Raw genomic sequence first — 26,142 nt, 5'->3', positions numbered from 1 at the left:
ACCCAGCGCGGCGACAGCTTATAGATTCCCAAGCGTCGAGCGCCGCGCTCATTTTTTTACTGACATCCTTCCCCCTCTCCGCGCTCGACTTTTATTCTGGGCGTGGCAAATTGAGAATGTCCCCCAAGCCGGTGTAGAGCGGCCCACCTAATTTGGCGAGCGGGTCCAGCTTTTGTGGATCTATCCCCGGCGGCACGGTATCCGCGTTACTGATCACGTCCGGCGCAATATACGCGTGGGTAATCTCGCCGTAAATCACCGATTGCGGCGCGTTGCCGACTTCGTCCAAGCGATACAAGGTGCACCCGAAAGCGACGGAACAATCAGCGATTCTCGGCAGGCGAAAGCCAGGCAATTCAGCCGTAGCCAAACCCAACGTATCCACCTCCGAAATTGCGTGATCCAAGGTCGCGGCAGACTGGTTCAGGGCCTCAGCTTGCGCTGTACTGGCAATATGCACCACAAATTCTTTGCGTTCCCGAATATTAATACTCGTATCTTTTACCTGCCCCGCTTCTTTGCCAGCGAGCTTTTTACCCACCGACACCAGCAGTAAAGGTGGATCGGCACAAATCGCGGTGAAAAACGAGTAGGGGGCGAGATTAAAACGCCCTTCCCCACTGTCACTTAAAATCCAGGCGATTGGGCGCGGCGTGACGGTTTGTACAATTGTGAGGTAGCGTTGCAGCGGGCTAAGCTCCGAAAAATTGAGATGCATTGACGTTGATTCTCCTTCTAATCTAGACCGACATAAATCCGGTAAGCAGACGACTGTTACGATCGCGGCAGAATAACCTAAAAAAACTGAGGGTGCTCCAACCAGAGTAAGGTACGAACTGGACGTTCCACATAGGACAATCTTATTGGGAGGAGTCACGATGCAGAGCAATAAACAAGTCTTACGGCTTCCAACCAATAGTAACTCTCTAGTGGTTAGAAGCTCGTCGCCTAATCAAAAAAGTCCGTGAGATCACTGCAACCTAAACGTGGTTTTGGTCTAGGCCAACTCCTCCACCGGCCCAAAAAACTCGAAAAAGCACTGCTCATGCGGAATGCCGAGTTCTGCAGCCAGGCCTTTAACACAGCGCATAAATGGCTTTGGCCCGAGAAAATACAGGTCGACGTCACCACTCGCTGGCACAAATCGGCTGAGTATTTCCCGGTCGATAAAGCCCATCGCGTCCGGCGTATCCTCCTCCAGCGGTTTTTCATAAATCACGTAGTAATTCAGGTTTCTATGGGTTTTCGCTAACGCTTTAAGGTGCACATCAAACGCATGATGGTCGCTGTTAACAGCCGCGTGAATAAAGGTAATGGGGCGGCCGTTATGCACGCAATCGTTGAGCATGCTTATCGCAGGAGTAATGCCCACACCACCGGTCACAAACAGCAACGGTCTCTCTTGCGACACCGCGCTATGGCCCAGGGTAAAGGTACCCGCAGGCGGGGTGAGCATCAGGGTATCACCTACTTTTGCCTGCTGATGCAGGTAGTCGGATACCAGGCCGCCCTCCTCGCGCTTTACCGAGATTCGCAAGCCGACCTTGCCCGGCGCTTCGGACAAACTGTAATTGCGCCGCACACTTTCACCGTTTACGGTTATTACCAGACCAATGTACTGCCCAGCCGAAAAATCAATTACCTGCTCACCTGCAGCCGGTACCAGGTAAAACGATTTTATCACCGCACTTTCCGTATCTATACGCGCTATACGAAAAGCCCGCTCGCCACGCCAGCCGCCCTGGCGCAAACTGTTGTTTTGGTAAAGATGCTCCTCTGCCGACATTAAAATATCGGCAAGCTGTTTATAGGCCGCCGACCAGGCATCGGCAACCTCAGCGGTTACGCTCTCCCCCAATACCGCGGCGATTGATTCCAGCAAACACTCACCTACAATCGGGTAGTGTTCCGGTTGAATATTTAACGAGCAATGTTTGTTGGCAATCATCGCAACCGCATCGCCAAGTGCCGCTAGCTGATCGATATGGGTGGCATAGGCAACCAGTGCTTTCGCAAGTGCCTGTGGCTGACTGCCCTTACGTTGGTGGGTTTGGTTAAAAAGCTGTATCACCTGCGGGTATCGCGCAAACATCATCGGATAAAAATGGGCGGTTATATCACCAGCCTTCTCGCCAACTAAGGGCGCTGTAGCTTTTACAATAGCCATTTGAGATGGAGTTAACATGGGTTCACACCTTGGGTTATTTGGGGGTTGGTACTACGCCGAATAGCGGCATGCGAGGGTCTGGAGGCGCCGGTGGAGGCAACGATGAAAGCACCATTCGCCTATCGCGTTCAGCGTATACACCCGGGGTGCTAATCAATTCACATACCAAACACTAACCTGTTGTTTTTATTTGTTTTATTACCTGTTGATGTCTTTATGACACAGCAAGTCGCGCTGTTATTCAGACTGCATACGTGGTAGTTTTGACCACATGCCTCTGGAACACTATTTAAGCGTTATAGAAGATCTTAGCCGCGACCTGCCTGCGGAAGCGCGCTATCGCCGATTGCTTCACGCCATTCGTCAGACGATCCCGTGCGACGCTATTGGATTGTTGCGACTGGTGAACGACAGCCTGCAGCCAGTCGCGTTTCTCGGCCTGCGCGAGGAAGTTCGCGGCCGCCGATTCACCATCGAACACCACCCTCGACTCAAATCGATTCTCTACAGCGAGCAACTGGTGCGGTTTCCTGCCGATTCAGAACTGCCAGACCCTTACGACGGCCTGCTGCTTGCAACAAGTGAACATGTTCATATTCACGATTGCATGGGTATGTCGATTTACATCGACGACAAGCCCTGGGGGGTTATCACGTTAGATGCAGTGCAGGCGGATCAATTCGAATCTGTGGACCCACAGCGGCAAACTTTGGCAATCAGTTTGACTCGTGCAGTGGTAACCGCAGCAGAGCGTATTCATCAGTTACAACAGCAGGTAAATCGCGGCCACGCGGCTACGGCGCAGCTCAATAAAGAATTGGCACTGTCGGAAATAACCGGTACCAGCGCCGGTATGCAAAAAATATTGGCCGACGTTGATATGGTTGCGCCAACGCCACTGGCCGTACTTATTGCCGGAGAAACCGGCGTCGGCAAAGAGTTAATCGCACGACGCCTTCACCTTAACTCGGACCGCTTCAACCAACCGCTGGTAAAGCTCAATTGCGCTGCGCTGCCAGAGAATCTGGCCGAAGCCGAATTGTTCGGCCACACGCGCGGCGCTTTCAGTGGCGCCAACGGCGAACGTGCCGGTCGCTTTGAACTGGCTGATGGCGGCACCTTGTTTTTAGATGAGGTGGGTGAATTACCCCTGAATTTGCAGGCTAAATTGCTGCGCGCTATTCAGGAAGGCGAAGTGCAACGCATCGGTAGCGATCACCCGGTGCAAGTCAACGTGCGCATTATCGCAGCCACCAATCGCGATCTCGAGGCGGAGGTTGAGCAGGGGCGATTTCGGGCAGACCTTTTTCACCGCTTGAGCGTGTTCCCTATTACCGTGCCGCCACTGCGTGACCGCCAGCGGGATGTGTTGCACCTCGCGGAATATTTTCTGGAACGGGATCAGCAGCGCCTGAAAATTCAAAAACTGGTGCTCTCCGCAGCCGCGCGGACTGCACTGATGCAACACAGCTGGCCGGGCAACGTACGCGAACTGGAACACGTGCTGAGCCGCGCCGCTCTTCGCGCGAGCCGTAAATCGTTGCCAGGTGCAATTGTTGTTATCGACGCGATTGATTTGAGCCTGGACGACAGCACCGCAACCAGCAACAGCGAACTCAGTAACAACGCAGCGATCGCAGGTGTACAAGTCCAGGACTCACTCGCCAGGCAGATGCAGCAATTTCAGCGGAATCTTATCACCCAGGCACTAGTCGAAACGGGCGGTAACATTGCCGCAGCAGCACGCTCCCTGGCGGTTGATCGCAGCAACTTATTACGATTAATGAAACGCTTGGGAATACGCAGTTAAAAAGCACACCGTTCGACTGCAGTCGCGCAACAACCAAAGCTGCAGACAAGGTGCTTTTAATCAATACTCAATGAATGCCCAGTGAATACAGAGCGAACTAAAATTTACCATCATCTTCACCTTGTGAATACACATGCAAGTCGACTCAAATCAACCACATGACGTTATGAAAACTATCAAAATCGCTATTGCAGGCGCTGGCAACATAGGCAGGGCACTATTGGATGCAATTTATGAACAGGCAGATGCATTTGAACAAAAGCACGGCGTACGGCTGCGCGTAACAGGGGTATGTAACTCACGCGGCGGCCTATTGGATACAGCAGGCCTGTCACCGAAAAAAATAGCGGAGCAAAGCGCTTTCACGCCGGATTTAGCTGGACGCAATTTTGTCCAGCAGGTGGATGCGGATATTTTGGTGGAGGCAGGGCCGTCCGACTATATCACTGGCGAACCCGGGCTGAGCTATGCCGACGCAGCTATTGCGCGGGGCCTGCATGTTATTTTTATTTCGAAAGGCGCGATGTTACTGCACGGCACACAGCTATTAGAGAAAGCGCGTAAGCAAGGTGTTGCAATTAAATACCGCTGCGCTACTGCGAGCGGATTACCGGCAATCGATTTATTAGAGCGCGCATTTGCCAACGCCACTATCGAAAAAATCGAGGGTGTACTTACCGGAACCACCAGTTTTATTCTCGACAAGATGCAATCGCAGCGGTGCTCGCTCACCGAAGCATTAACTGAGGCACAGGCGCTGGGGATGACAGAACCAGACCCGACGAACGATCTCAACGGCAAAGATACCGCATGTAAACTGCTCATTATTGCCAATACCGCATTCCGCACCCAATTAACACTGGCGGATATGTCAGTTTCTGGTATCGAGAGCGTCAGCCCGGAGGATATTGCCACGGCCTGCGCCGAGGGAAAAACCCCGCGGCTGATCGGAAGCGTAGCGCGTACCACCAGCGGTATTAATGCAGCAGTCCAACTTCAATACCTAAACAACACAGACACGCTCGCCAGATTGAATGCAAGAGATAAAGCCCTGCGGATTTTCACGCGGGAGTTTGGCGAAACTATATTGGCCGGCGGTTCTTCCAGTCGCGATGCCACTATCGCCGCCGCAATGGAAGATCTCGCGCAAATTGTTCGCCTCTAATACAGTGTTCGCCAATATTAGGGGGGCTGTGTGGTCATCACAAAAAAGGCCAGCGATTTCTCGCTGGCCTTGTTACTGATCGGCCTATTTATTTATCGGCCAATTTCTTTTTATTTTTCAGGCATTGGATTCCCTAGCTCTTCCTTAGAGCGAGCCGAGGAACGCCAACAGCGCTTCGCGATCTTCCCGCGACAGGTTTACAAACCGCTGCTTACTGGTTTCCGCTTCACCGCCGTGCCAAACAATCGCCTCTGTCAGCGTACGGGCGCGGCTGTCGTGGAGGTAACCTACGGGTACATCGCCAGCAACGTCTTTGGTGTAACCAATACCCCATAAGGCGGAGGTACGCCACATGCTGCCTTTGGCCAAACCTTCTTCAAAGTTATCTGCAAGATCATCGCCCATATCGTGCAACAGCATATCGGTATACGGCTTAATAAACTGCTCGCGTACTTCGTCGAACTGCGAACGCTTGCTGGTTTTAATACTGCTCACATGGCAGGCACTGCAACGAATTTCCTCGAATACAGTTTCACCCGCAGCAATTTTTGCAGGGTTCACATCCAGGTACGACAGCGGTGCAACACCATTGGGGAAACCACTGACAACACTGCGCTGCGCAGGTACCGCGAGCAGGTTCAGGTAGTTGGTCATCAATTCCAGTGCATCCTCACTCAAACCAGCATCAGTACCGGATTGCGTATTACAACGCTCAGGCCCCGCCAAACAATCGCGATTGGGGTACATGGGCGAGGTCACCGACATATCCAATAATGCAGCATTCGCCACCTGATGGCGCAGGCTCACTTTCGATGCTTTCCAACCGTAGCGGCCAAGGCGTACATCGCCGGTTTCTGGATCGTAATTGTAGTTCGCACGCCCCATCACGCCGTCTTCATCCGGTGTTCTACGTGCGCGAGACAAAATTTCTTCATCGGAAATTGCCTCGAGCAAGCCCATACCAATCATCGGCTGTGCAGAACGCAGGGAATAAACCTCCGGTGTCGGCCCCTCAAAAGACACCTGCGGCTTGCGCAGCTCGACGACTGTGCCATCGGCCAGTGAAACGTTTTTAGTTTCGAAACCGGAAACCCAAACACCATTGCCCCAGTTTTCACTTTTGCCTGTAACCGGCGAGCGTGAATTCATTTGCAGCGCGTGACCGTAAACCGGGTGGGGCAAATATTGGCCATTAGCCGCTACCGAACCAACGCGCACGGCCATGGTATCCAGGCGCTGATTTATTGCGGTAGGTGCAAAGCTGCGGCCGTTATTGATGTGGCAACCAAAACAGGACGACTGGTTAAAGTGCGGCCCCTGCAAGCCCATGCCATCGTCGTTGCGGTCGTTGCCGTTTTCGTTGTGTTCACCGGTCCACAGGTTGGTGTGAATCCAACGACGGCCTTCAACAAAGCGCTGCATATTCTGCATGCCGATATTGTTGTGTGGCTGCTGAAAAATAAATTCACTGTTGTCAGCATAATCGTAAGACACCGAGCCCAGCCCGCCTTGCAGCGTTGCCATCGGCAACGGCTCGTTCATTAGACGAGGCTGTACACCGTACCAGGGGCGCAAACCCTCTCCCATCACGTAGGTCAATTCGTTGGTGTAATACCGGAAAGCACCGCTATCGCCAACTTCGTCCATGGCGGCGCGGGTTGAGAAGAACGAGCTGGTAAATTCAATCACGTCGCCCGCTACCAGTTTGCGCGCTTGCACAGGCTGATTGGTGGGTACCATAACGCCGTCGCTGTTGGCGGCAATCGCCCGGTGGCCAGGGTAGGTATCAAACACCACACTACAACCGTCGTTTGCACCAATTACGCCGTTGTAACCGGAATTAGGATTTAACAGCGCGCCCTCCGGTGGTTTGGGCATTACCGGGCAGGGGGCGCCATCAGTGAGGTAGGTGGAATCGTCCAGCAAATCGCCGGGGCTCATCCAGCCAAAGCCGGTAACATTAGGATCGTCGAAACGGCGTACAAATGCGTGCCCGCCGCCTTTCTGACGCTGCTGGAAATACTGGTTAACAATAATTTTAGGCTTGGTCACTCCAGCAACATTGGTGTTATCGATCAGCTCTACACCCCAAGTACGATTTTTAAAATAATTCGCCACAAAGTTAAGGTGCGCACCTGGTGCTTTATCAACAGGGTTACCGGCCGCATCAACGGTTTCGTTTTCACCGTAGCCGATTTCGCCCCAATCTTCTCCGCGCTCACGCGCGTGTCGTGAACGACCAACCATACCAAAGCGGGTAACTAAAGTGCCGTCGGCTAAAGTAAAGCGCACCATTTCAATTGGATTTTCAGGTGCGGGCAGCGGCTCGCGACCTTCGCCGCTCATGGGCAGGCTGGCGTAGGAGGTATTTAGTACCGGCATGGCGTTGTCGGTACCTGGTGTTTTAAATTCCGCTTCGTACAGGGAGTAACCGTATTGGCTCGAACGCTCAACACCGTTCAAACGCAAATAGCGCGCATTCATGCTCAAGTTAAAAAACTGTTCAGTACCACCCGGGGAGTTGTTAACGTACCTTATTTGATACCAGTTTTCGCCATCGTCGGAAATCGTAATTGCATACTGGTCTGCGTGGGCATTTTCCCAGCTTAATTTCATCGAACCGACGGCGGTTTTCTCGCCGAAATCAAATTGAATCCAGGCATCGTCTTCCCACTCACTTTCCCAGCGGGTCGACATATCGCCGTCCACCGCTTTTGCGGCAGTCGCATTGTTATTGCGGGTAGCAGAGGATGTTGCGGTAACGCCACTAATAATCTGGCCCGGACCATTAAATTGATAATCGCCCGGCAGACGTAATTCGCTACCTGGTGCCGGATTTACCGGCGCATCATTGGAGGGTAAAGACACTTCGTCGCGCGTTGGCGGCGCTTCAAATTCAGGCTCGGGTAATTCATCGACACCACCCGCGCTTTGACCATTATCATTTTCGTCGGGCTCTGATGTTTCATCAACAGGCGCTTCAGTTTCATCACCGGAAGAATCCGCTTCGTCGCCCGAAGAGTCCGCTTCGTCGTTTCCAATGTTATCGTCAACCGTGCCGCCGTTGTTATTATTTCCATCATTATTGTTGCCGTTGCCCACTGCTGGTGGTGTATTCGGTGACGAATCAAGGTCGCTCCCTGCACCGCCACAGCTGGCCAATAAAAACGTTAATAAAGGTACAGCGACGCATGTCTGCACCAGCGAACGCTTGCGCGTCGACATGCGAATTAAAAAATTGTCCATAGGATTCCCCAAAATTTTTTTAATCAGTAGAGGTTGGCGATTGAACCGTTCACCTGCATTTTGGGAATAAACAATGGCAAAAAACGAACCAGCCGTTTTAGTGGCTTAGAATACTGAGGAGTGTCTCACGATTTTTTTTGAATTTTTTACGAGTTTTTACATTTACCATCCGTCGGAGAAAAAAATAAAAATTCGGATGAAAATAAAATGTGCGCTGGTTCCGTAGAACAAAAAGCAGATGAAAAGAAGGCGACAAATTTTGTCGCATAGTGACGAGAATTCCCGCACGCAGCAGCGTACAAAATAATCTTTTCGCTAGGGCCTGTTACTACTAACGCCTGTTACCGCTAGCTGAACCTAGTACCTTAACCTAAATACCGACAAACGTTATCCACCGGTCAGCGCCTGAAAAATATAGAGTGTGTCCTCGTCGCCAAGCTGATCGCTCAATTTTTTGCGGTCGACAATAAGCTCGTTGTTGATACAAAGATTAACATGCCGGCGCAAGGCACCGGTGTCGTCGAGGATATAATCACTGAAATTCGGCGCTAGCTGATTCAACTCTGCTAAAGCATCAGCCACGGAGCCTGCGCTCACCCTAATCTCCAGCCCTTCCAACGCAGGGAAAAAGCGATACAAATGGCTGGTCATGGTTACCTTGGGCACAGCGCTTACCCAAAACGCACGGAGTAAACCGGCGGAAAATTGTGACCAAGGCACTCCCAGCTATCCCCCCGATTTTCCGATAAATATACGTTGCCGGTAGTACTGCCAAAACACAGCATATCGCCAGACACATCCAGCGCATGTCGCAACACTATATCGTGCGCATGTTGCTGTGGAAGCCCGGTGCGCAGGCTTTGCCAGGTTTCACCGCCGTCGGTGGTACGCGCAACATAGATGCCACCGTCGATAGCCATACGATGAGAGTCGGCGCGCGCGGGCACCACCCAGGCGGTACGACCATCGGTATCATCCACTGCAACGGGAAACCCGAAGTGGACACCACTGTCGGTATCACTCACTTTTCGCCAGCTGGCTGCGCCATCGTCACTGAAAAACACGCCGCAATGATTTTGTTGCCACAAATATTGTGGTGCGCCTTTACACGCTGTCACGAAATGGGGGTCGTGCCCCCAGTCAGCTTCGCCATCGGGCAAATAATCCATCACCATACCTTTGTTGCGCCCCTGCCAGGTTTGACCACCGTCGCGCGATTCCAGCACCCCCGCCGTCGAAACGGCGACGTATAGATGTGCACTGTCGCTCGGGTCGGCCACAATAGAATGGATGCCCGGTTCAAAAATACCGTAATCCATACTGGCGGGCGTTCCCATCCAGTGGTTCTGACTGGTGGCATCGCCAGCAAATAAATCACCGCCGCGGCTCTCGTGATTCCACAAGGGACGATTCAGCGCCCAGGTGTCACCCCCGTCGTCGCTCACAAACAGACCGCCGGGAATAGTGCCCGCATAAATACGGTTCGGCTGCTCGGCGGTGCCAAAGGTGATGTTCCAGATTTTGTAGACGCTGGCGCCTTGATAAGCCAGTTCTACTTGCGAATCGGTTTCGCTGTCGTCTGGCAGCGGTGGCCGTTGTGTAATGTGGCGCGCTCCCTCCGGGTATTTTAAGGAGGAAAGATCTTCCCAACTGGCCCCATTGTCTTTGGAGCGCGAAAGCTTTGCGCCCCAATGACCGTTATCCTGCGATGCCCAAAGTGTGCCGTCACGCGGGTCGCGGGCAGCGTAACAAATTGGAATACCCGCATGCTCAATCGGCCGCACTACCCAGCCTTGCGCTTGCCGATCGATAATAACCGTGCCCTTGCGGGTGCCTAATATAAGTAGGTTCGACATTATGAGGTTCCTTTCCTGTTGGGTGTCCTGTTGGATGTCCTATTGGATGTCCTGTTGGATGCCACTCACTATACGGGAACGTTCGACAATCTTGCATCATCAAACCCGCTGAAAATTACCACGGACAGATAGATTTTTCTGCCATGTTTTCTGGGCTGTTTATTCCGTAAATTACCTGGCAAACCGGTGCGAAAAAAATAACGCCACACCAATAAAAAGCGCTTGCTTAACACTAGAATTAAGCGTATATCGCACGAAAATTTTCCACGTTTGTCCGGCGCCCGACTGTTCTTGTCCAAGCCCGGGTGGATGTGCCACCTCCCGCCACTGGACACCCTATGATCACATCACTTTTTGTTGTTGAAGATACCGCATCGCTCGCCCTGGTGCCCGAAAATGCCGTGACCTTCGACACCTACTTAAAAGACTATCCCAAGCTCAACGAACCTCGCCTGCGGGTCATTAACCTGTGTGATACCAGTCGTTACCTGAGCCAGGGCTACTATTGCTCGCTGCTGGCGGAAGCGCGTCAGCACGATGTGTTGCCAAGCGTAAAAGTGATCAATAATTTACGCGCCAGCGGCGTTGGCGGCCTGTGGTTTAACGACAAGGTGCTGGGCAAAGATGTGTCTGCGGATGAAATTACCGGCGCACATCTTGTGTGTATGGGTGAAGTGGCCGATGTCCGCTTAAAAAAACTGGCACAGCGCGCATTCGAAGAGTTTTCAGCGCCGTTGCTGCGCATGGTTCTTAGCCGCGAAGCGTCTGGGCTTAAAGCGCACGTCACCCGGGTGAGCCTCGCCAGTTTAAGCGAAGCCGAGCAACGCTTCGCGCAGGATGTACTTGCCAGCTACGCGCGCCAGAGCTGGCGCAAGCGCGGCGCCAGTAAAAAGTATCGCTGGGAAATGGCCATGCTGGTCGACGAAAACGAAGCCGTACCCCCTAGCGATAAAGGTGCGCTAAGCCGATTTATCAGCGCCGGTAAAAAACTGGGCATTCGCATTCAGCAGGTCACCGCCGCCGACATTGGCAGCTTGAACCAGTACGACGGCTTGTTTATTCGCGAAACCACCGCGATAGACCACCACACGTACCGGCTCGCGCGCGAAGCCGAAGAGTCTGGTCTGGTGGTGATGGACGACCCGGAATCCATTTTGCGCTGCTGTAACAAGGTGTACCTGCACGACGCGTTCAATTACAAAAAAGTGCCCAGCCTGCGCACCGAGTTTGTCAGCGATGCAAACCGCGAAACCCTGGAAGGCCTGCAGGCGCGCTTTGGTTTTCCGCTGGTGTTAAAAATGCCGGAAGGCTCGTTTTCGCGCGGTGTATTTAAAGTGAGTTCGCCGGAAGAACTGGAGCAGGTCTGCCGCAAATTGTTAGCCGAATCGGCACTGGTGTTGGCTCAGGAATTTTTGTTTACCGAATTCGACTGGCGTATCGGCGTGCTCAATGGCCGCGCACTCTATGCGTGTCGCTACTATATGGCGCGCAACCACTGGCAGATCTACAACCACGGCAACAAGCGGCATTTCAGTGGCGGCTTTGATGCGCTCGCCACGTTTGAAGTGCCGCGCAAAGTACTCACTGCTGCGCTTAAAGCTGCCGCGGTGGTTGGCCAGGGCCTCTACGGTATCGACATAAAAGAAGTGGACGGCAAAGCCTACGTGTTGGAAGTGAACGACAACCCCAGCTTGGACCATGGCGTTGAAGATAAATATCTGGGCGATGAGCTTTACATGCAGATTATGTCCGAGTTTTCCCGTCGCCTAGAACTGCGAGGTCGCTAACGGGTGGACACCACCGATATTCGCCGGGCTCAGCTCGGCGACTTAAACGCGCTGCTCGCCCTCGAGCAGGCCTGCTTCAGTAACGATCGCCTGAGCAAACGCAGCTTTCGCCATTTTATCCAGGCGTCGCAAAGTACGCTTTTAGTCGCCGAGCACAGCGGCGTCATTCTCGCTTATGGCCTGGTGTGGCACCACAAGGGCACCCGCCTCGCGCGGCTCTATTCACTCGCGGTATCGCCCGAGGCGCGTGGCGCGGGTTTGGCGTCGCGACTGCTCGCCCGTCTGGAACAGAATGCCGCGGAGCGCGGGCGTTTGTACATGCGCCTGGAAGTGGCGAAAAACAATACCCGCGCAATTGCACTTTACCAGGCGCGGGACTACCGCATTTTTGGCGAGTACAGCGATTACTACGACGACCATACCGATGCTTTGCGGATGCAAAAGCAAATCCGCACGCTGTCGCAGGAAGGCGCGCAACATTCCACCCCCTGGTATCAGCAAACCACAGAATTCAGTTGCGGACCGGCCAGCCTGATGATGGCGATGGCGAGCTTTGCTAAAGGTGTTGAATGCAGCCAAACAATGGAGCTGGATATCTGGCGTGAGGCGACCACTATTTTTATGACCTCCGGCCACGGTGGTTGTCACCCGCTTGGCCTGGCACTGGCCGCGCGACGCCGTGAATTTGAGGTGCAGGCGTGGATTAACAACGACCAACCGCTGTTTTTGGACGGGGTCCGCAGCGACCACAAAAAATCCATCATGGCGGTGGTACACAACCACTTTGTCACTCAGTGCGCGGCCGAAGGTGTCGCGGTGAACTACGCTGAAGTGAGCCAGGATACGGTGGAAGACTGGCTGCAAAATGGCTTCGCGGTCGTGGTGTTAATCAGCACCTATCGCCTGGATGGCAAAAAAGCGCCGCACTGGGTCGTGGTAACCGGTGTCGACGACCAGTGTTTTTATTTGCACGACCCGGATTTAGACACCAAAACCCAATTGGCGATTGACTGCCAGCACGTCCCTATCGCAAGAGAAGACTTCGCCCGCATGACCGCCTTCGGCAGCAATCGGCTGCGCACCGCTGTGGCTATTCGCCCGGCAACCCATTAACAGGTTCGCTATGAGCACACAAAGCAGTTCCGCCATTAAACGCATTACCATCGCCCTGCTGGGGCGCAGCATTGATACCGAGCGGCGCGAAGAAGTGTTGATTGAAAAACTCGGCGCTGTGCGTTACCGCGATGCCTACGCCATCAGAACCGTCGCCGGGGAAGCCTGGTTGTTCGACTACGGGGTACTGGTAGGTTGGGATTTACCGGAAGATTTGCGCCAGCAACTGGTCAACGATCTCGAAGACATTATTGAAGATCCGTCGGCGAATTCGCTCACCGAACATTACTCCTACACCGTTGATTCCGGCCAGCCGTTCAGTGTGCAGCACGATATGTTAAGTATTCCGGATCAGGAACAGCTCACCCGCCTGGGATTGAGCCACGCTTTTGCGCAGTCGGCCAAACTCGGATTTTTTGAAGATGCCGCACAGCAGGTTATTCAGCGCAACGCTCATATTTCCAAGCAACTTGCCGCCACCGGCAAGGTGCCGTTAAGCCGCCGCGAACTGGCGAAACTGCGCGGTGTTTTATTCGATACAAGCAGTGACATTACCCTGCATTTTAACTTGCTGGATACACCAGAATTTTTCTGGGACTACCCGGAACTGGAAGCGGGCTATTTGCGTTTGGCGAAATATTTAGATCTGGCACCGCGCATCGAAATTATGAACAAGAAGCTCGGCACCATTCACGAATTGCTCGATATGCTGGCTGCCGAGCAACACCACAAACACTCGGCATTTCTGGAGTGGATAATTATCGTGTTAATTGCTGTCGATATTGTGGTGTATTTTCTTTAACTATGGACCCGGCAATCAATTAACCCGGCGATCAATCGGCGGTCAAATAGATGATCCTATCTCATTGATCGCGCGTATTTGAAACACTCACGAAAGTGTGTGAATTTTCTGATAGTTCTATGGCTTACATTGCTCATCGGGCAATGGCGGGCCCCCCTGCCCCGCCCATTAACTTCGCAATTTTTATTGCCAAGTAACTAACCAGCGGACGAGCCTTTGCCGCCTGCCGCAAACATGCGCGCAAAGAACGGCAGTACATCGCGCAATACCCGGCCATTGGTCCAGTGATCGTGGCCGTTTCCCCGATACTCCTCCGCTTCGTGCTCGATGCCGTAGTCTTCCAGCAAGCGCACAAAGTTCTGGTTGGCCAGCACGTGATCCTGATTGCTATCGTAACGACCCCAATCCAACTTAATACCCTGTAACTGTTTCAGGTTTTCGGCAGCGGCGGGAATCTGCGTGTCCAACAAAAAACGCGTGCGCAGAGTGTGAAAGTTTTTGCTGTCCACGACTATCTCGCCGTCGCTGTTACGCACGATAAAGTCTGCGTAAAAGGGGGGTTTGTCCGGGCGCGGAAGATACGCCTGTGCCATGGCCAGGAATACCGACTCGAAACCATCGGGGACGCCTGCCGGGTCTCTCGCCGTCAACAGCCGCGACCAGAAATCCCGCTGCGACATGGGCACCCATCCCAGGCCGGTGCCCACCGGGTGCATCGCGTAGACGCTGGCGGCCAGCTCAGGGTGGTACATCGCGATTTTTAATGCGCCATAGGCACCCGTGAATTCGCCGAGCAGGCCGCGTGCCTCCCGTGTGGCAAGCGTGCGAAAATGGCTGTCCACATAGGGCACCAGCTCTTCCACCACATGGTCCAGCCAACGCCCCGCCTGTGCGCTGTTTTCAAAGAAAGCGCCCGCCCCGGCCGTGGTAAAGTCTCCAGCAACCCAGATAAATTCTGGAATAATTCCCTGCGCCATAGCGAAGTCCAGGGTGCGCTGCAAATTGCCATCGGCGAATGCCTGTGTGTTGCTCCAGAATAAACCGTGAAAATGATAAAGCACCGGATAACGCTTACCGGAAGTGGCGTAGCCGGAGGGCAGGTAGAGTTTGATGTGGCGCTGCGGGTCGTAGCCTAAATGCTCACCCCCCAAAATTCGCGATCGCAAGGTGCGATCAATAATTTCTCCGGCACTCGCCGCACCCGACAATAAACAAAAGATAAAACACAGAAACAACCCCAAGTACGCCTTGCGCATAGTAAACCCCCTGCACGGTCTTCAATGAATAGTCATAAACGGTTTGCCAAATGGCGAACCGGATCATGCGCAGGGGCTAAGCACATGGCGACTCAGCGGGTCGGCTCGTACGCCTGAAGAGAGGATTTGACGGTGTTTGCACGGCGATATTCACTGGGAGTACAACCCAGGTAACGTTTAAACGCGGCGTTGAAGGTGGATTTGCTGTTAAACCCGGAAGCCAGCGCGACGTCCAATATCGTGCACTCTGGCGATGCCACAAGCCGCTCACTGGCCAGTTTAACGCGCGCGCGGTTGAGCAGTTCGAAAAAGCTACAATCGAATAGTTCATTTATAACCTGTGAACAATAGTGCTCACTCGCTCGCGCAGCAGTGGCCAGGTGATCCAGCTTGCGGGTGGGCGATGCGACCCAGCGCGGATCAGCCATCACCTGCTGAATACGCTCGGCAATGCGTTGTTTGTCCGCATCGACCAGGCCGGACTTTTTATACTTTTGATAGCGCCCATACTTCTTAGACTTCGCAACGGGCTTGATGCCGACTTGCGGTTTCGCCAGCAGCAAAAGCAGCAGCCCCAACAGCATCGCTACCTGGCCCCAGGACATCAACATGCTGACCAGTGTAGGTGGGCCCAGAGTGAGGCAGTGCAGCAGTTTGACTAACGCCAGCAACCACTGCACACACAAGAGCGCCACTAACACCTGATTAAACGCACTGGCGTCCTGCGCGCCGCTGCGCAACCAGCTTTGAACACTGGTCGGCGCCGCAAGATCGCAGCGAATCCGGTAAACACAGGTTGGCCAGTGGCAGAGAAAAAGCAGCAGACTGGCCCCATCGAGACAATTGACCCACAGCCAGTAGCCACTGCTGAATATCCGCGAACCGCTGTACGTGGACTGAAGCTGGGTGGTGTACACCAACGGCAATACCGCAACCATGCCCGCAACCGCAAGCCAGATATCCCACCGCCGCAACACATCCGCTCGTTTGAACGCCAGCAACAGCAGCGGGCCAAGTAGATGAGCGCTGGCCAATAAGAGACCCAGCCAAAGCGCCTTAGCCGGGGCGCGTTCGGCGTTTACTAATACCTCAAGGCACAACTGCACCACCAGAATACCCGCCAGCCACAGTTGCGCTCGCCCCAAGGTAGCGTTTGCGAAGGCGCTGCGCAAACCCGCCAGAACCAGCGCCAGGGCCACCAGCGGTGCCCCGAGAAAATAGATAACCGCACTGATATCGCCCACGTCAACTCCTGTTAATTTCTGGCTGCAGCGCTTGGATCTCACAACGGCTGTGTTGGACTACCCCGATTGATCCGCATTGCGGCGCTCAGCATGGCGCACTTTTTTCTCCAACCGTGTGAGCGCTAATTCGTGATGCAACCCTTTGTACAGGCTCACACACATCAGTAACAGTACCAGAGTAAACGGCAAACCGGTGGAGATGGCGCCCGCCTGCAATGCATCGAGCGCCTGCTTGCCGCCGCCAAACAGCAGCGTACCAGCAATCAATCCCTCCATGCTGGCCCAGAAGATACGCTGCGGCACCGGCGCATCCAGCTTGCCGCCTGCTGTAATGCTGTCGATTACCAGCGAGCCCGAATCCGACGAGGTCACAAAAAAGGTCAGCACCAGCACAATACCGAGGAAGCTGGAGATTTCGGTTAAGGGCAGTTGCTCCAGCATTTGAAACATCGACAGGGATACGCGGCTGATCCCATCGGCCAACTCGCCGACGCCGTTGATGCTTTGCTCTAGCGCGGCACCGCCAAACACTCCCATCCAGATCACCGTCACCAGGCAAGGAACCAGCAGCACCGCCACCAAAAATTCGCGCACAGTGCGACCGCGCGAAATGCGCGCGATAAACATCCCGACAAACGGCGACCAGGAGATCCACCAGGCCCAGTAGAACACCGTCCAGCCGTGCAACCAGGATTGATCGTCCCGCCCCAGCCAGTTGCTCAGCGGCAAAATATTCGCGGCATAACTCCATAGAGTGGTGCCAATCCAGCCCAGTAGATGCAATGTTGGCCCGGCAATAAACACAAACGCAAACAACAACAGCGCCATACCGATATTGATATTGCTGAGCAATTTAACGCCACCATCCACACCGCGCACCACACTGAAGATCGCCACCAGAGTAACGCCGATAACAATCGCGATTTGGGTGCTGACATCATTGCCAATGCCAAACAGAAAATGCAGCCCGCCAGCGGCCTGTTTTGCGCCGAGACCGAGGGAGGTTGCCAGCCCAAAAATAGTCGCCAGCACTGCAAGAATATCGATAAAGTGACCTACCCAACCCCACACGCGCTCGCCGAAAATCGGGTAAAACACAGAGCGAATTGTAAACGGCATACCTTTGCTGAAAGAGAAAAACGCCAGCGACAGCGCCACCACCGCGTATATCGACCAGGGGTGCAACCCCCAGTGAAACATGGTTGCCCCCATCGCCATCCGGGCCGCGGCCTGGGTTTCCGGTTCGGTATTAAACGGGGTACCGTACCAATCGGTGTAATAGGCGATAGGCTCCGCCACGCTCCAAAACATCAAGCCAATGCCCATGCCAGCGGCAAACAGCATGGCAAACCAGGACGGGGTGGAAAAGTCGGGAGTGGCATCTTTGCCGCCCAGTCGCAACTTGCCAACGGGCAGCACGATCAGCGCCAGACAAAAGACCACAAAAATATTGCCGGACGCCATAAACAGCCAGTCGAAGGTGTTGATGGTCCAGCTTTTCGCGCCGCCGAGAAAATCAGCAGATTGGGTTGGAAACAGTAGTGTGGCAAGCACGAAACCAATAATCAGAATCGCGCTGATAAAAAATACCGGGTTGTGTAAATCCATACCCATGGCCTGAATATTATCCTGGCCCACTTCAAAATCCGTATCGTACTGATCGCGCAAGGCTTGCAGCTCAGTTTTCGACATAATAATTTCTGTTTTAAATTGATGAGTAAAAACACCGTTTACTCGGGAAAGCGTGTAAAGCACCGTAAATAACTGTCAGCCTAGGGTGACCACACCCCTGGCAATAACCTTTTCCCCGACGGCAGAGCACACAGTTGCACGCAAACCCATGCAACCGCGGGTTCAGTTAAAGGTTAGCCGAGAAAGGACGACGGTCCGCGGGCAAAGGGGCTGCCCTCCGCCAGGTTTCGGGGTTCAAGATGGGAAAACGTCAGCGGGTTCGCTAAAAATAAATCGCGATTTAACACGGTACAGTATCCTTTATGCAGGTTTTGCCAAAGGCGCTGTGAAGCTCGAGGAAAAGCCAGGGCCTTCCCGAAAAGTCGGTGAATCACCGGAAGAGGTGCAAGCTACAGGTAGCGCAATGAAGATATAAATTGCAGCGCGACCTTAGCAAAATTGAGGATTTTTTTCGACCCACACCCCAAATCCGAGGCAAATATCACCTAAAACAACATCACTTGTGCGATATAAAACAAATAGACGCCACAAAATAAAGGCCCAGTAACAGCGACGCCTATCGAGATTTCTTACACCGCGCCGCCCCAGGCAACTCAAAAATACCCACATTCACGCAATGCCGCACGGCAGCCAAGGGTTTAGAATAGCCCGCCGTCAGCGACTAGATGCTTTCGCGCGCTTGCGGCCATAAAATTGCATAACGAACGTTCTTCTCATTGGAATTTGGAACCTATTTGTGGATTGGCAGGGCTGGTTTACTCTCCTTCTCACCGGAACAAGCCTGTTGTTACTGGTACTCACCCGCATAAAACCCCACCTGGTCATGATGGCCGTACTCACCGCGTTGAGCAGCCTCGGCATACTCACTGGCAGTGAAGCCCTGTCGGGCTTCAGCAACCCGGGGCTGATTACCGTGGCGGCCATGTTTATTATCGCCTGTGGAGTGCATCACTCGGGCGGGGTCGATATGCTCGTCAACAATGTGCTGGGCACGCCGACCACCACGCGCGGTGCGCTCGCACGTATTTTCGCCCCTATCGTGTTGTTGAGCGGTTTTTTGAACAACACCCCGGTGGTGGCCACCATGATTCCGGCAGTACACGCGTGGGCGCGCAAAATCAAAATTCCCGCGTCCAAACTGATGATTCCACTGAGCTACACCGCAATTCTCGGCGGCACCCTTACCCTCATTGGCACCAGTACAAACCTGGTAGTGAATGGCCAGTACCAGGCACTGACCGGCGAACCGGGCTTTTCGCTATTCGCCATCACCCCGGTGGGGCTGCCGGTGGCATTGCTGGGGCTTGCATTTATGTGGTTGTTTTTTCCCCACTGGTTGCCCGACCGCAGTAAAAAGCAGGCTTTTGCCAACCTGCGCGAATTCACCCTGGAGGTAGCTGTTGCTCCCAATGGCCCGCTGGTGGGCAAAACCGTCGCAGAGGCTGGGTTGCGCAACCTGCAGAGAATTTATCTGGTGGAAATCGAACGTCAGGGCACTATTGTGACGGCGGTGCCTTCGCAGGAGATTCTGCAGAGCAACGACCGCCTGGTGTTTGCTGGCGATACCCAGGCAATCTCCGATTTGCTGCGCATTAATGGCATTGTGCCCTCGCGGGAAAATGGCCACAGCGCGCCCTTAGAAGTGGACCGCGCCGAGCGCCGTTTGGTGGAAGCCGTGGTGTCACCCCATTGCGCGGCGGTGGGCAAAGCCATACGCGACGCGCGCTTTCGCGACCGCTATGGTGCGGCCGTGCTGGCCGTGGCGCGCGGCGGCGAACGGGTGAAGGGCAATTTGGGAACCATCAAACTGGCCGCCGGTGATACCCTTTTGCTGGAAGCGCGCCCGGCGTTTGTCTCCCGCCAGCGCTACGCCAAAGATTTTTTGCTGATTAACGACCTTAACGAGGACGCGCCACGCCACGAGCGCGCCTATATCGCCTGGGCCATTCTGGTTGGCGTTGTCGCCGCAGCCGGGCTGGGCTTGCTGAGCATGCTGGACGCGTCTTTGATTGGCGCGGGACTGATGATTGTTACCCGCTGCTGCTCCGTCAATCAGGCGGAACGCAGTCTCGATCTGCCGGTTATCGTCACCATTGCGGCATCCTTCTCGCTCGGCGCAGCACTGCAAAAAACCGGGGTCGCCACCTACATTGCTGAGGCGATTGTCACCTTCAGTTTCGGCCACGCCTGGCTGATGCTGGTGCTCACCTATTTCGTGGTGGCCCTGCTCACCGAAACCATTACCAACAACGCGGCGGCCGTAATCATGCTGCCTATTGTGCTGGAGATGACGGAAAAGGCCGGACTGAACAACGAGCCCTTTATTCTCGCGCTGATGATCGCCGCCTCTGCCAGTTTTGTCACACCCCTGGGGTACCAAACCAACTTGATGGTATTTGGCCCCGGCGGCTACCGCTTCAGTGACTTTACCCGCGTTGGCCTGCCGATGATGCTGTTCGTCGCCACCGCAACCCTCAGCTTGCTGTTGCTCGGCTACCCCTTGTACCCTTAAATGATATTCGGACAGGCGCGGGTTCACTTACAATCTGAACTCGCGGCCACTGCGTATACTCAAACCCTATACTGTTCACGTGGCTATCCGATTACTTTGATTAAAATGCCCGGACAACTTTCTTCGCGCCTGAGTTCTTGACCCAGGTGCCTGCAGCCCGGAATCGGCAGCCTCCTCTGAGAGCCATAGCCATAAATCCTCTAACACGAACTCTCTAAAAACTATTGTACGGAGCCCCCATGAAAACACGCGCAGCCGTTGCCTTTGCAGCGGGCCAACCTCTTCAAGTAATGGATGTCGACCTCGAAGGCCCAAAAGCGGGTGAAGTTCTTGTCGAAATAAAAGCCAGTGGCGTGTGTCATACCGATGCCTTCACGCTCTCTGGCGACGACCCCGAAGGCGCCTTTCCCGCAATTCTCGGCCACGAAGGTGCAGGCGTAGTGGTGGACGTGGGCCCCGGCGTGAAAGGCCTTAAGCCCGGTGATCACGTTATTCCCTTGTACACGCCCGAGTGCCGCGAGTGCGACTACTGCCTCAACCCAAAAACCAACCTGTGCCAGGCTATCCGCTCCACTCAGGGCCAGGGCGTTATGCCCGACGGCTCCAGCCGCTTTTCCATCGACGGCAAACCTATTTTGCACTACATGGGCTGCTCCACTTTTTCCAATTACACCGTGCTGCCAGAAATCGCGCTGGCAAAAATCCGCGAGGACGCGCCTTTCGATAAAGTCTGCTACATCGGCTGCGGTGTCACCACCGGTATTGGGGCCGTGGCCTTCACCATGAAGGTGGAAGCCGGCGCAACCGTCGCCGTGTTCGGTTTGGGCGGCATTGGTTTAAACGTTATTCAGGGTGCAAAAATGGTTGGCGCGACCCGCATCATCGGAGTCGATACCAACCCCGCCAAGGCCGAACTGGCGAAACAATTCGGGATGACGGATTTCGTTAACCCGAAGGACTACGACAGCGTGGTCGATCACCTGGTGCAAATGACCGGCGGCGGTGTGGACTACAGCTTTGAGTGTATCGGCAACGTGAATGTCATGCGCCAGGCGCTGGAATGCTGCCACAAAGGCTGGGGGCGCAGCTGCATTATTGGTGTCGCCGGTGCCGGACAGGAAATCAGCACCCGTCCGTTCCAGCTAGTCACAGGCCGCTCGTGGCATGGCTCGGCGTTTGGCGGGGCCCGCGGTCGCACCGACGTGCCGCGCATTGTGGACTGGTATATGGAAGGCAAGATCAATATCGACGATTTGATTACTCACACCATGCCACTGGACGAAATCAATAACGCGTTTGATTTAATGCACAAAGGCGAGAGCATTCGCTCCGTGGTGGTGTACTGATGGAAAAGCTGAGTGCCATCCAATGTTGCGGTGGTGAGCAACTGCGCTTTAAACACCGCTCGCACAGCCTGAACTGCGATATGACTTTCTCGGTGTTTTTACCGCAGGACGCTCAAAAAACTCCCGTACCCGTCATTTACTGGCTGAGCGGCTTAACCTGCACTGACGAAAATTTTGTAACCAAAGCAGGAGCCCAGCGCTTTGCCGCCGAATACGGTGTGGCGATAGTTGCCCCGGACACTAGCCCGCGCGGTGACGATGTACCGGACGATCCAAACGGCGCATGGGATTTCGGCAAGGGCGCAGGATTTTACGTGAATGCCACCGAGCAACCCTGGGCCGCGCACTACCGCATGTACGATTATGTGGTAACTGAGTTGCCCGCGCTTATTTCCCAGCATTTACCCGTGGATACTGCGCGCCAGAGTATTTTTGGCCACTCCATGGGTGGCCACGGCGCACTGACCATTGCGTTAAAAAACCCGGGAAAATACCGCTCCGTATCGGCGTTTTCACCGATATGCTCTCCGCTGAATTGCCCCTGGGGCGAAAAAGCGTTGGGGCAATATCTGGGCGACGACCGCAGCGCCTGGGAAGACTACGACACCTGCACACTTCTGGGCAAAGCACAAAGCCATCTGCCGGTACTGGTGGACCAGGGCTCGGCCGACAGCTTTCTAGTGGAGCAGTTGAAAACCGACCGATTATTGCGTGCGAGCACCGAGCACCAGTACCCGATGACCATTCGCATGCAAGCCGGTTACGACCACAGCTACTTTTTTATCGCGAGTTTTATCGACGAGCATATTGCATTTCACGCAAACCACCTGCTGTGGAGTTAGCGGGCTAACGCGTTATTGGCTATTTTTGAAAAAGTAATTACCAACAAGTACTAGGGCCTGTTAACACTAATTCGATTCATTCTGTTGCGGCTAAAATTTCGCTATCGAGTGATGCGGCACCCCGACGTTTAGAGCATAGTTTGGTTGTTCCAAATGAGCGATAAACAACGCTGAGAGCGGGATTTTAGCCGCAACCCGCAGGGCTGGGCTTGTATTTCCAGGCTGATGCGTTATTTTTCGCTCGTTTAGCCCGCTAAACAACGCCAAAAATGCCTTTCATCCTGAAAATACAGGCTCCAGCAGAGCGAATTGAATTAGTGTTAACAGGCCCTAGTAAAAAAGGGCGGAAATTCCGCCCTTTTTTACGTCACTACTGCATCAATATTTATTAGGTACAAACATTTCCGGCGGTAAATCCCTGCGCTCATATTCAGGATGAAATATTCGCTGCGGCAGTTCAATGCGCTCGCTTTCCACCTCTTGGTAAGGGATTTGCGTCAACAAATGATCGATACAATTCAACCGCGCCCGTTTTTTATCGTTACCCTCGACAATAAACCACGGGGCGTCGGGAATATTGGTGCGCGCGAAGGTTTCCTCTTTGGCCTTGGTGTAGGCCTCCCAGCGCACCCGGGATTCCAGATCCATGGGGCTCAACTTCCACTGTTTTAACGGGTCGTAAATGCGCATTAAAAAGCGCAGCTGTTGTTCTTCATCGGTAATGGAAAACCAGTATTTCAGCAGCCGAATTCCTGAATTCACCAGCATTTTTTCAAATTCTGGCACTTGCTGAAAAAAACTTTCCACCTCATTTTCCGTGGCGAACCCCATTACCCGCTCGACCCCGGAGCGGTTGTACCAGGAGCGATCGAACAATACGATTTCGCCACCGGCAGGCAAATGTTTAACATAGCGCTGAAAATACCACTGGGTTTGTTCGCGCTCAGTGGGCTTGGGCAGTGCCACCACGCGTACCACACGAGGGTTAAGTCGTTGGGTAATTCGCTTGATCACCCCACCTTTACCCGCCGCATCGCGCCCTTCAAACAAGATAGCGATTTTCTCGCCACTGGCCACCACCCAGTCCTGCAATTTAATCAGTTCCGTTTGCAGCATCAGTAATTGCTTGAAATAGGTGCGACGTGGAATGCTTTGCGGGTGCTCTTTTTTGTAAAGTTCCCGCAACTCCATCGACAATGTTGGTTCAGAGAATTCCAGTTCGTAGTCTTCGTCGATGGCATCTTCCAGCTCAGCCTGCAACCAGCTTAAATCGACATTATCGTCCAGGTCATCGAAGTAATCATTCATTGATAGAGACCGCAATTCCTACATCACGCTGTTAAAAAAGAGAAACGCCAGCGCGCTCAATAAACCCGCCGCCGGTAAAGTTATGACCCAGGCCATACCGATGGGTTTCATCAAGTTCCAATTGGTCTGGCGATTTACCAGGCCGATCCCCAACACAGCACCAATCAGAATATGGGTACTCGATACCGGCAGGCCCATTAACGATGCCATCATCACCACCGCTGCTGCCGCGAGTTCGGCGGAAAACCCCGACGCCGGATGCATTTTGGTCAGGTTGTGGCCCACCGTTTGAATAACTTCTTTACCGATAAACCAAAGCCCAGCAATAAGCGCCACACCGAAGGTGATCATCGCAATGCTTGGTACGGCAGCTTTGGAATTAAGTGCGCCGGTACGCAGTACATCGAGGATTGCGGCAAACGGGCCTATCGCGTTGGCGATATCGTTTGAACCGTGACTAAACGCAAAGCCCGAAGCAGTGAACACCTGCATCCAACTGAACATTAAAAAGGTGGAACGCTCAAGCGTAACGCCTTTCAGGTTTTTGGCGAAGATAAAGGTCGCCATCCAGATAGTGGCCCCCACCATGCCCATAATTAAATAATTGTGCAGCGTGCTCAGGCCCAGATGCATATTCTTCAAGCCCTTAAACAGGAGCATGGAGGAAATTATCATCCCGCCTGCCGCTGCTATTACAGGGACCCATACCTCCAGCGCCCGATGCGAGTCTATATCGTGTGTTTTCTGGTTAATCGCATGTAACCGCTGATAATAATCAGACTCCAGATCCTCTGGGTTATAATCCGGCTCCGCAATTACCGAAGCATCGCGCGCCATGGCACTGTTGTACGAGATGCGTTGCAGTTCGCTTAGCGTTTCAAACGCTTTTTTGTGTTCAGCGCGGTGCTGCCGCTTTTCCTCGCGCATTGCCGCAAGCTGCGCAGCCGCTTTGTCGTTGTACTGCAAAATGTGCTTTTTAATTTGCGCGTAAAGTACATAAGACACAGCACCACCTAGTACCGGTGACAACACCCACGAAATTGCGATAGTGCCGATTTTATCCCAGTGCACTAAATTCACGGCGCCCTGGCTACCCGCGACCAAAATACCAAGCGTTATGGAGCTGCCAACAATGCCACCAATAATCGAATGGGTGGTGGATACCGGCCAACCTTTTTTACTGGCAAACAATAACCAGAGCGCTGCAGCCAACAACGCCGACATCATGATGTAAACAAACTGCATGGGAGCAATGGCCACCGTCGACAAATCGACGATTCCCTTGCGTATGGTGGAAGTGACTTCACCACCGGCAATCACTGCACCGCTGACTTCGAAGATAGCGGCCACCGCCAGTGCCTGTTTAATGGTTAACGTACCGGCACCAACACTGGTACCAAAGGAGTTGGCCACATCGTTACCGCCAATGTTGAACGCCATAAAAACGCCAAACAGTGTCGCCAACACAAAAATAAAGCCCTGGTTACCGTTCACGTAACCAAACCCCCAAAACAAAAAATAGGTGGTCATCGCGACCAGGAGTACACCAAACAGCAAGCTGGTGTTAGAAAAGGGTAACAAGGAAGAAGCCCCGGTGCGTACCGGGTCGGAAATCTGAACACTCATAACGTGCCTCCCAGAGGGCAAAGCGCGACCCTTTTTCAACGGGCCTGTTACCGACGCAGGAGCATCCTCCCTCTGCTTCGGGCCAAACTGGGTAAGCTATCAACCTGGCATGACAATTCGGTGTCAGTTTTAGGTCAAACAGTAAGCGACTGGCGACACCCCGCCGAGCAGAGTGGGCACAATATCTCACACTAAAGAACTGGCCTAATCCACCTGCAAATCAGTTAATTCGTTAACAGAAAAAGTGCACAAAAAAAATGTAAAAAATCTTTAAAAACAAATAATAATCACAGACAGACCAGTATAAATCACAAAGTCCGCCCTATTTTTTACCGGCATTCTCCGTGCGTACATAATCTATACACAATTC

At 53.6% G+C, this 26,142-nt stretch carries 18 protein-coding genes; 8 read left to right on the top strand and 10 right to left on the bottom strand.

All coding sequences use genetic code 11. The features are described from left to right. Nucleotides 1–91 precede the first annotated feature (91 nt). Both TERTU_RS02085 and hmpA read right to left on the bottom strand, forming a co-directional pair. The gene (locus TERTU_RS02085; protein WP_015819187.1) at nt 92–718 is read right to left on the bottom strand and encodes a flavin reductase family protein; all 627 of its coding nucleotides are present in this window, start codon (nt 716–718) and stop codon (nt 92–94) included. 279 nt (nt 719–997) lie between these two features. Then, nucleotides 998–2,185 (bottom strand): NO-inducible flavohemoprotein, encoded by a 1,188-nt coding sequence (gene hmpA, locus TERTU_RS02080; RefSeq protein ID WP_015819760.1) that lies wholly within the window; start codon nt 2,183–2,185, stop codon nt 998–1,000. A gap of 253 nt (nt 2,186–2,438) precedes the next feature. On the opposite strand from hmpA, the gene norR reads away from it, so the two are divergent. Then, nucleotides 2,439–3,977 carry a nitric oxide reductase transcriptional regulator NorR gene (norR, locus tag TERTU_RS02075; RefSeq protein WP_015819323.1) on the top strand — a complete coding sequence of 513 codons (1,539 nt, stop codon included), beginning with the start codon at nt 2,439–2,441 and terminating at the stop codon, nt 3,975–3,977. A 166-nt stretch (nt 3,978–4,143) separates the two neighbouring features. Then, nucleotides 4,144–5,142, top strand: coding sequence for a homoserine dehydrogenase (locus TERTU_RS02070; protein ID WP_015820722.1), 999 nt, complete (start codon nt 4,144–4,146; stop codon nt 5,140–5,142). Between the two features lie 144 nt (nt 5,143–5,286). Here TERTU_RS02070 and TERTU_RS02065 read toward each other — a convergent pair whose 3' ends face one another. The 3 genes from TERTU_RS02065 to TERTU_RS02055 form a co-directional block, all read right to left on the bottom strand. Then, on the bottom strand, nt 5,287–8,388 hold the full coding sequence (locus TERTU_RS02065; RefSeq protein ID WP_015820226.1) for a di-heme oxidoredictase family protein: 3,102 nt from the start codon (nt 8,386–8,388) through the stop codon (nt 5,287–5,289). A 387-nt stretch (nt 8,389–8,775) separates the two neighbouring features. Beyond that, nucleotides 8,776–9,054, bottom strand: a complete 279-nt coding sequence (locus tag TERTU_RS02060; protein ID WP_228378240.1) for a MoaD/ThiS family protein — start codon at nt 9,052–9,054, stop codon at nt 8,776–8,778. A 5-nt stretch (nt 9,055–9,059) separates the two neighbouring features. Continuing rightward, nucleotides 9,060–10,244, bottom strand: a complete 1,185-nt coding sequence (locus TERTU_RS02055; protein WP_015818319.1) for a WD40/YVTN/BNR-like repeat-containing protein — start codon at nt 10,242–10,244, stop codon at nt 9,060–9,062. Nucleotides 10,245–10,582: 338 nt separating this feature from the next. Between TERTU_RS02055 and TERTU_RS02050 the strand changes: the two genes are divergently transcribed. The 3 genes from TERTU_RS02050 to TERTU_RS02040 are packed head-to-tail and all read left to right on the top strand — an operon-like array spanning nt 10,583 to nt 13,946. Continuing rightward, complete coding sequence (locus TERTU_RS02050) at nt 10,583–12,031, top strand: RimK family protein (RefSeq protein ID WP_015819233.1); 1,449 nt, start codon at nt 10,583–10,585, stop codon at nt 12,029–12,031. Nucleotides 12,032–12,034: 3 nt separating this feature from the next. After that, nucleotides 12,035–13,144, top strand: coding sequence for a GNAT family N-acetyltransferase/peptidase C39 family protein (locus TERTU_RS02045; protein ID WP_015820849.1), 1,110 nt, complete (start codon nt 12,035–12,037; stop codon nt 13,142–13,144). Nucleotides 13,145–13,154: 10 nt separating this feature from the next. Beyond that, complete coding sequence (locus TERTU_RS02040; protein ID WP_015818154.1) at nt 13,155–13,946, top strand: RMD1 family protein; 792 nt, start codon at nt 13,155–13,157, stop codon at nt 13,944–13,946. A 197-nt stretch (nt 13,947–14,143) separates the two neighbouring features. On the opposite strand, the gene TERTU_RS02035 is transcribed toward TERTU_RS02040, so the two are convergent. The 3 genes from TERTU_RS02035 to TERTU_RS02025 all read right to left on the bottom strand — a co-directional run bounded on the left by TERTU_RS02035 (nt 14,144) and on the right by TERTU_RS02025 (nt 18,138). After that, the gene (locus tag TERTU_RS02035) at nt 14,144–15,202 is read right to left on the bottom strand and encodes an alpha/beta hydrolase (protein ID WP_015818605.1); all 1,059 of its coding nucleotides are present in this window, start codon (nt 15,200–15,202) and stop codon (nt 14,144–14,146) included. Nucleotides 15,203–15,294: 92 nt separating this feature from the next. Continuing rightward, a complete protein-coding gene (locus TERTU_RS02030; RefSeq protein ID WP_015819281.1) occupies nt 15,295–16,446 on the bottom strand; it encodes a helix-turn-helix domain-containing protein in 1,152 nt (383 codons plus the stop codon). A 57-nt stretch (nt 16,447–16,503) separates the two neighbouring features. Then, entirely contained in the window at nt 16,504–18,138 is a 1,635-nt protein-coding gene (locus tag TERTU_RS02025; protein WP_228378239.1) for a BCCT family transporter, read from the bottom strand. 736 nt (nt 18,139–18,874) lie between these two features. Here TERTU_RS02025 and TERTU_RS02015 point away from each other — a divergent pair. The 3 genes from TERTU_RS02015 (at nt 18,875) to fghA (ending at nt 22,838) form a co-directional block, all read left to right on the top strand. Next, entirely contained in the window at nt 18,875–20,650 is a 1,776-nt protein-coding gene (locus tag TERTU_RS02015) for an SLC13 family permease (RefSeq protein ID WP_015816783.1), read from the top strand. A 239-nt stretch (nt 20,651–20,889) separates the two neighbouring features. Further along, nucleotides 20,890–21,996, top strand: a complete 1,107-nt coding sequence (locus TERTU_RS02010) for an S-(hydroxymethyl)glutathione dehydrogenase/class III alcohol dehydrogenase (protein WP_015817353.1) — start codon at nt 20,890–20,892, stop codon at nt 21,994–21,996. After that, a complete protein-coding gene (fghA, locus tag TERTU_RS02005; protein WP_015819626.1) occupies nt 21,996–22,838 on the top strand; it encodes an S-formylglutathione hydrolase in 843 nt (280 codons plus the stop codon). Before TERTU_RS02010 ends, fghA begins: the two co-directional genes overlap by 1 nt. A gap of 378 nt (nt 22,839–23,216) precedes the next feature. On the opposite strand, the gene ppk2 is transcribed toward fghA, so the two are convergent. Both ppk2 and TERTU_RS01995 read right to left on the bottom strand, forming a co-directional pair. Then, nucleotides 23,217–24,146, bottom strand: a complete 930-nt coding sequence (gene ppk2 / locus TERTU_RS02000) for a polyphosphate kinase 2 (RefSeq protein ID WP_015820931.1) — start codon at nt 24,144–24,146, stop codon at nt 23,217–23,219. Nucleotides 24,147–24,164: 18 nt separating this feature from the next. After that, nucleotides 24,165–25,772, bottom strand: coding sequence for an inorganic phosphate transporter (locus TERTU_RS01995; RefSeq protein ID WP_015819196.1), 1,608 nt, complete (start codon nt 25,770–25,772; stop codon nt 24,165–24,167). Between the last annotated feature and the right edge of the window lie 370 nt (nt 25,773–26,142).

Source organism: Teredinibacter turnerae T7901 (genome assembly GCF_000023025.1).
In the GTDB taxonomy this organism is placed as follows: domain Bacteria; phylum Pseudomonadota; class Gammaproteobacteria; order Pseudomonadales; family Cellvibrionaceae; genus Teredinibacter; species Teredinibacter turnerae_B.
Note: the sequence above shows the minus strand (reverse complement) of the source record. Positions and strands in the feature narration are given on the sequence as shown.